This is a genomic window from Shewanella sp. (genome assembly GCF_051658185.1).
Classification (GTDB): Bacteria; Pseudomonadota; Gammaproteobacteria; order Enterobacterales; family Shewanellaceae; genus Shewanella.
The window spans coordinates 1-6,446 of record NZ_JBOFMC010000362.1 but is presented as its reverse complement, the minus strand read 5'-3'; the positions used below and the strand labels follow the sequence as shown (position 1 = coordinate 6,446).

The following is a 6,446-nucleotide window of genomic DNA, read 5'->3' as shown; positions in this document are numbered from 1 at the left end:
ATGCGCGTATCGCGGTTAAATAAAATGCCGCCATCGAGATACCAAGCCACCTTACCCTCAATATCTGCGACAGGCAGTAGGCTGCGGCTCAGCAAGCCACGCTCTTCTAGTGCTTTATCAGGGCTCTGAGCCCTAAGGGTGGGCATCACCGCAATGCTCGCCCGCGCAACCAAGTCAGGGTGAATACGCGCTAGGCGCTCAGGGGATAACACCATCAGGCCGGAATAGGCTGAGGTGCCCTCCATCTTGGGGAGAATTTGCCGTAAATCGGGATCCGCAGCCGCCTCGGTGACACTGACTAAGCGCAAAAAATCGAGGTTTAATTGATTTTTTTGCTCCTGCAAAAACGCATCCAAGTTAGCGCGATGCTCAAGCCGGCCCGCGAGCACTGGCCGAAAATCATTTTGGAAGGTCCAAGAGGTCATCACCCGCTCGAGCTGCTTCTCTTGGCGCACTTGCACTTGTTGTAGGGTGTTTTGCGCGACGGTCAAATCAGCTTTTACCTTCATAAACAGCTGCTTGCCCGTATAGCTAATATTCCAATAAATGGTGATAAACACTAAACTCACCAAGGTCAATAAAATCGGCAACAGGGTCAAAATTAAAATGCGATAGCGCACCTTGGCCTGCATTTGCTGCCAACTGACACCAAAAAAGTGAGTAAAAAAGGACACCCTAAGACTCCTGCTCGTCGCTAACGTCAAACCACTCTTTATATTTACGGTCTAGGGTTTTGCGTGACACCCCCAAGTCTCGTGCCGCGGCAGATTTATTGCCTGAATGCAAATCCACGACGCTAGTCACATGATGCTTTTCAACCTCTTTTAGCGCCCAATCAAGGGGATATCCCATTGCGGCAGTCACTTCACTCTTAATCTGTTGCTTCCAATATTCGGCGGGTGGCTTGCCAAGCAAAATACAGCGCTCGATCATGTTACGCAGCTCACGGATATTCCCCGGCCACTCATGCTGCTGTAATTTCACCATATCCTCATGGCTCCACACCACTTCCCTGACTCCCAACTCAGCCGCTAATTGCCGGGTGAAATGATGGGTAAGCTCAACCACATCCTCTGGGCGCTCTCGCAAGGGAGGGATAAAAATATCGAGTACATTCAAACGGTAATATAAATCACGTCGAAAATTACCCGCCTCGACCTCCTCAATTAATGTCCGATTCGTCGCCGCAATCACGCGGACATCAATATTGACCTCCCGCTCGCTGCCCACGGGGCGAATGGCCTTTTGCTCAAGCACCCGCAGGAGCGCGGTCTGCATTTTCAGCGGCATTTCACCAATTTCATCGAGGAAGATAGTCCCACCAGAGGCAAAACTAAACAGCCCTTCACGATTGCCCTTCGCCCCCGTGAAAGCGCCCGCGGTATGGCCAAACAATTCACTTTCCAGTAACTCTGGCGCTATCGAGCCACAATTGACCGGCACAAATGGCCCTTGGCGCCCGCTGAGTAAATGCAGCTGCCTTGCGACCAACTCCTTGCCCGTACCCGATTCGCCCTGAATGAGCACCACCGCATTGGTCGGGGCAACACGTTCAATAATGTCCTTGACCGACTTCATTGCCTCACTGTTACCAATGATGGTCGAAGAATAACCAATAGAGACCTCGCGGCGTAACATTAAGTTTTCCCGCTTCAGCAAGCGCCGCTCAATACAACGATCCACCGCCGACATCATCTGCTCAAGATGAAAAGGCTTCATAATAAAATCGGAAGCCCCGGCCCGCAGCGCCGTTATCGCCACCTCCATGTCCGCATATCCTGTCATAAAAATGATATCCGAACGGCGCCCTTGCTCATCAAGCGCTTCATGCCACTCAATCCCAGAGCGGCCGGGTAAACGAATATCAACAATCAGCAGATCAAAGTGACAACGACTACGTAGCTGCTCCGCCTCCTCAATGCTGGCGGCGGTTTCTACTAAGGCAAATTTCTTCGACAGCGCCTTATTTAAAAAGCTGCGCATACCCGGCTCATCGTCAACAATCAACACAGATACCGCGGAGGGCAGCGGCTTGAGGTTAGTATCTATCAGGCTCATAGTGCTTACTTCTGGACATTTTGACTCAATTGTAACCGATTATAGCAGTGAAGCCAGCCGAATAGGTCACTATGGGCTAGAATAACTGAGCTGTGAGACAATTTGTCTGTCATTATTATTTCACCCCCACGACGAGTGTCACAATTTGGCTACCGTTGTGCGCTTAGCGGCAAGAAACTCTCTAAATTTCAGTTTGGCATCTTATTTGCTTTCAAGGACACGCATGACCATTTGCACCTTCCCATTCTGAAGGCTATTGAGTGGGCTTATTTTTCGCCAAGGAGTACCCATGCTACAAATCCAAAACCCAATAAAATCATTCGTTGGCCTAGTGGTTGCGGCCTGTGTGTTCACCACGCTCCCCGCTCAATCAACCGAAGTGATTAAACTGGCCACCACCACCAGTACCGAAAACACCGGCCTATTAAAAGAGTTGCTGCCGAAGTTTGAAGCAGCATCGGGATATAAAGTGCAAGTGATCGCCACGGGTACAGGTAAAGCATTAAAACTCGGCGAACAAGGTGATGTCGATGTGGTGATGACGCACGCCCCCGCCGCCGAAGCCAAGTTTGTGGCCGATGGTTTTGGGGTTGAACCCCGCGGCATTATGGAAAACGATTTTGTGCTGTTAGGCCCGAAAAACGACCCCGCCAAGGCTCGTGACAGCAAAACCGCCGAAGAAGCCTTTGCGAAAATCGCCAAATCTGGGGCAGCGTTTATTTCCCGGGGCGATAACTCCGGCACTCATATCAAAGAGTTAGAAATATGGAAAGCCGCAGGTGTCACGCTGGATTTCAAAGGTTATACTTCGGTGGGACAAGGCATGGGTAAAACCCTGCTGATGACCAACGAATTACAAGGTTACACCCTGTCGGACCGTGGAACTTTTGTGGCATACAAAACCAAGCTCGATTTAAGTGTGGATTTTGAAGGGGGTAAAAGCCTTGCCAACCCTTACCAAGTCATCCAGATCAACCCCGCTAAGTACCCGGATTTAAACCATAAAGGGGCTAAAGCATTTAGCGATTGGCTGATCAGCAAGGAAGGTCAACAGATGATCAACAGCTTCAAAGTGGAAGGCGAGCAATTATTCAAGGCAACCTATAGCGAATGAATGACGGCTGGTTAGTATTACTACAGCAGGCGCTAAGCCTGCTGTTTTCATTAGACCCCGAGGTGTGGTCTATTATTTATGTGTCCTTTTCGGTTTCTTTCGCGGCACTGCTTATCACCCTCATCCCCTCTATCGCGCTGGGTTTTGTGCTAGCCTTTGCGCCTTTTCGCGGCAAATGGTTGGTCACTAACCTAGTGCAAACCTTGCAGTCTATCCCCACGGTTGTCATTGGACTTTTGGTCTATTTACTGTTGACCCGCAATGGTCCGCTTGGAGAGTTAAAGTGGCTCTTTACCCAACAAGGGATGATCCTCGGGCAAATGTTAATTTGTGCCCCAGTGCTTATCGCCATGAGTCAGGCCGCCTTTACTAGCGTGGATCGCAGGGCTTGGGAAACCGCACGCACCTTAGGCGCCTCATGGCTACGCGCCGTATGGACCCTCTGTCGAGAGCTGCGCATGCCCTTGCTCTTAGCTGTCGTTGCGGCCTTTAGCCGAATTTTAACCGAGGTGGGCTGCTCTATGATGGTTGGCGGCAATATTTTACATCTCACCCGCAATATTCCCACGGCCATCGCGCTGGAAACCAGTAAGGGCGATTTTGCTCAGGCCATCGCCCTAGGCTTAGTGTTACTGATCCTCGCCTTGATCCTCAACTTCGCCTTGGGCAGTTTGCGAGGCAAAGCCGCGCCGAGGAGCCATTAACAATGACAGAAGTTAAACTCATCGCCCGTGATCTGGTGATGTCATTTGGGGCACGCCGCCTATTTCAGGCAGACCAATTAGCCTTCTGCCAAGGGGATGTGATTTATCTGCAGGGAGACAATGGCACGGGCAAATCCACCCTGATGAAAATTCTCGCCGGGTTGATCCGCCCCACTCAAGGGGTTATCGAGGCGAGCGGCTTTGCCAAAAATCCCTGGTGGAAGCGCAACCCTCTCCTAGGAAAAGCCGTATATCTGCATCAACATCCCTATTTATTTGATGGGTCAGTCGAGTACAACCTCAACTATGGCGCCCAGTTAAGTGCAGAATCGTCCAGCCAAGCAACACTGCGCATACAACAAGCCATTGATATGGCTCAATTAGGGTCACTATTACACGCCAGAGCCTCCGACCTATCTGGTGGCGAACGCCAGCGCCTTGCTATCGCGCGGGCGTGGATACTGCAACCTAAACTACTGATGCTTGATGAACCCACCTCCAATATGGACCGAGATTCCCAAGCGTTAGTATTACAAATGATCCAACAACTTAAACAAGAAGGCACCGGGCTATTAGTGAGCAGCCACCAACACTGCGCGCTCACGGCACTGTGCCAACAACGTTGGCAGATTGAAGGCGAGCACATTCTCACCGCTGCTAATCCCCCCCTCTTTTTGGCAACTCAGGGAGCCTTACATGTCGCGACAAATTGATGCCGTGATCCTCGCTGGCGGCATGGCACGCCGCATGGGCGGAGACGATAAGGGCTTGGTCGAATTAAACGGCAAAGCCATGATAGAACACACTCTCGACCGGATAAAACCTCAGGTTAAGGAGATCCTGATCAACGCAAATCGCAACCAAACCCGCTATGCTGAGTTTGGTTTTAAGGTGATAAGTGATGAGCACACGGGGTTTCTTGGCCCCTTGGCTGGCATGATCACCGCCTTAGGGCAAACCACGGCAGATTATTTATTAGTTGTACCCTGCGACTGCCCGCTACTGCCCCGCGATTTAGTGGCGCGCTTACTGGCCGCACTTGAGGCAGAAGGAGCCGAATTGGCCGTCGCCAGTGACGGGGAGTTTGAACAGCCCGTGGTATTACTGCTAAAACCGAGTTTACGCGACTCGATGAAAGCCTTTCTAGAGGCGGGTGAGCGCAAAATTGATTTTTGGTATGCTAACCACCACTGCGCGGTCGCAAAATTCACCGATCAGCCCAATGCCTTTGTGAATATCAATACCCCGGAACAAAAGCAACTGCTGGCAGACGCAATCCGCCATAGCTAACGCTCTAATAACTCGAATTTGAGGTGCAAATGAGTCATCCCTTTATTAATCCGCTATCTATTCCCGTTCTCGGATTTTGTGCCTATAGCGGCACAGGGAAAACCACCTTGCTCAAGCAATTGATCCCCGAATTAAATCGACGGGGATTGCGTTTAGCCGTGATCAAACACGCCCACCATAATTTTGATGTCGACATTCCCGGCAAAGACAGCTACGAAATGCGCAAAGCAGGGGCAAGGCAAATGCTGGTCGCCTCCCATGTGCGCTGGGCACTGATGACCGAAGACGCCCGCGAAGGGGATCCCGAATTAGTCCATTTGCTCAAACAAATTGAAGCTGACAAGGTCGATATCGTCCTAGTTGAAGGCTTTAAAAAGCTTGCGTTACCTAAAATCGAATTGCACCGCGCAGCCCACGGCAAGCCATTTATCTATACCCAAGATGAGAATATTCTCGCCATCGCCTGCTGTGACGACACCGAGCTACCCCAGCAGCTACGCAGACTCGATTTAAACAACGTCGACCAAATTGCTGACTTTGTGATGGAATATGCCAAAAACTGGCAGGCACCCGACGTGCAATTACCCATTAATGCCGTCGATGCCTGTGCCGTTGGCCATGATAACAATCTCTCGGTCAGCCAAGGCTTGGCACACATTTTATCCCATGTGACCCCAGTCGCCGCCACCGAAGAGGTCGCGCTTGACGCCTTAGATAACCGCGTACTCGCCTGCGACAGCATCTCTCCTATCAACGTCCCGCAGCAGACTAACTCTGCGATGGATGGCTACGCCTTTTGCTACCAAGACCCCATGCCAGCAACCCTCACGCGAGTGGGCGAGGTGCTTGCCGGGCATCACTACCACGGCACGTTGCTCCCCGGAGAGACTGTACGCATTATGACGGGCGCGCCGCTACCTGCGGGAGCAGATACCATTCAGCCCCGCGAGCTCGCTTGCGAAACTGACGGTGTGGTTAGCCTCGAAGGGCCCATTGCCAAAGGCCAGCACGTTCGCCTCGCCGGCGAAGATATTGCCAAGGGGGATGTCGGCTTAAGCCAAGGCACACGCCTTGGCGCTGCCGAGCAAGGCTTGCTCGCCTCCCTTGGACTAGATAAGGTCAGCGTGCATCGCCGCCCCCGCGTCGCTGTATTTTCGACAGGAGATGAAGTGAGCGCCCCAGGTGCGCAGCTAAAAGCCAACTGCATCTATGACTCAAACCGCTTCACCATCAAGGCTATGGCTAAACGTTTAGGCTGTGAAGTCATCGACCTAGGCATT

Annotated in this window: 6 protein-coding genes and 1 pseudogene; 5 read left to right on the top strand and 2 right to left on the bottom strand. The window is 51.7% G+C overall.

The window, feature by feature from the left end; all coding sequences use genetic code 11:
- Positions 1-674 (bottom strand): annotated as a pseudogene (locus ACRCZA_RS13815) (two-component sensor histidine kinase); the annotation flags it as partial.
- 1 nt (position 675) lies between these two features.
- Positions 676-2,058 (bottom strand): sigma-54-dependent transcriptional regulator, encoded by a 1,383-nt coding sequence (locus ACRCZA_RS13810; RefSeq protein WP_438674990.1) that lies wholly within the window; start codon positions 2,056-2,058, stop codon positions 676-678.
- 289 nt (positions 2,059-2,347) lie between these two features.
- Between ACRCZA_RS13810 and ACRCZA_RS13805 the strand changes: the two genes are divergently transcribed.
- From ACRCZA_RS13805 to ACRCZA_RS13785, 5 genes are all read left to right on the top strand, one after another.
- On the top strand, positions 2,348-3,172 hold the full coding sequence (locus tag ACRCZA_RS13805; protein ID WP_438674989.1) for a substrate-binding domain-containing protein: 825 nt from the start codon (positions 2,348-2,350) through the stop codon (positions 3,170-3,172).
- The gene (locus ACRCZA_RS13800; RefSeq protein WP_438674988.1) at positions 3,169-3,876 is read left to right on the top strand and encodes an ABC transporter permease; all 708 of its coding nucleotides are present in this window, start codon (positions 3,169-3,171) and stop codon (positions 3,874-3,876) included. The genes ACRCZA_RS13805 and ACRCZA_RS13800 overlap by 4 nt, the downstream gene beginning before the upstream one ends.
- Before the next feature lie 2 nt (positions 3,877-3,878).
- Entirely contained in the window at positions 3,879-4,589 is a 711-nt protein-coding gene (locus tag ACRCZA_RS13795) for an ATP-binding cassette domain-containing protein (protein WP_438674987.1), read from the top strand.
- Positions 4,573-5,166 (top strand): molybdenum cofactor guanylyltransferase MobA, encoded by a 594-nt coding sequence (mobA, locus tag ACRCZA_RS13790; RefSeq protein WP_438674986.1) that lies wholly within the window; start codon positions 4,573-4,575, stop codon positions 5,164-5,166. The genes ACRCZA_RS13795 and mobA overlap by 17 nt, the downstream gene beginning before the upstream one ends.
- A 29-nt stretch (positions 5,167-5,195) precedes the next feature.
- A partial coding sequence (locus ACRCZA_RS13785; protein WP_438674985.1) for a bifunctional molybdopterin-guanine dinucleotide biosynthesis adaptor protein MobB/molybdopterin molybdotransferase MoeA occupies positions 5,196-6,446 on the top strand: 1,251 nt, incomplete at its 3' end.

What these genes read in the sequence shown, in the direction of transcription:
- ACRCZA_RS13810 (WP_438674990.1), bottom strand. Translation starts at nt 2,058, where the DNA reads ATGAGCCTGATAGATACTAACCTCAAGCCGCTGCCCTCCGCGGTATCT.
- ACRCZA_RS13800 (WP_438674988.1), top strand. Translation starts at nt 3,169, where the DNA reads ATGAATGACGGCTGGTTAGTATTACTACAGCAGGCGCTAAGCCTGCTG.
- mobA (WP_438674986.1), top strand. Translation starts at nt 4,573, where the DNA reads ATGTCGCGACAAATTGATGCCGTGATCCTCGCTGGCGGCATGGCACGC.
- ACRCZA_RS13795 (WP_438674987.1), top strand. Translation starts at nt 3,879, where the DNA reads ATGACAGAAGTTAAACTCATCGCCCGTGATCTGGTGATGTCATTTGGG.
- ACRCZA_RS13805 (WP_438674989.1), top strand. Translation starts at nt 2,348, where the DNA reads ATGCTACAAATCCAAAACCCAATAAAATCATTCGTTGGCCTAGTGGTT.